The 249-nt window shown below is 56.2% G+C and carries 1 protein-coding gene; it reads left to right on the top strand.

Annotated elements, in window-relative coordinates; translation table 11 throughout:
• Window positions 1-249, top strand: a 249-nt coding sequence (locus KVT27_RS25645) for an asparaginase domain-containing protein (protein WP_217582281.1), incomplete at both ends; no start/stop codon positions are given.

Genomic DNA, 249 nt, shown 5'->3' with positions numbered 1-249 from the left:
CGACGTGACGACCTACCAATTCGGGAATAAAGGGTCAGGCGGCTACACGATCGCAGATTTATACGATCTTTCCCAAACCGTCGATCAAGCGCTTCAGGTCTATGACAGCGCCGTCGTAACGACCGGAACGGATACGATGGAAGAGATCGCGTACTTCCTGGATCTGACGGTTCGCAGTGAGAAACCGGTGGTCGTTACAGGTGCCATGCGGCCATGGGACGTCATCGGCACCGATGACGTCCCATGGCC

The sequence above is a fragment of the Lysinibacillus sp. GbtcB16 genome (genome assembly GCF_019091145.1).
Lineage (GTDB): Bacteria > Bacillota > Bacilli > Bacillales_A > Planococcaceae > Lysinibacillus > Lysinibacillus fusiformis.
Note: the sequence above shows the minus strand (reverse complement) of the source record. Positions and strands in the feature narration are given on the sequence as shown.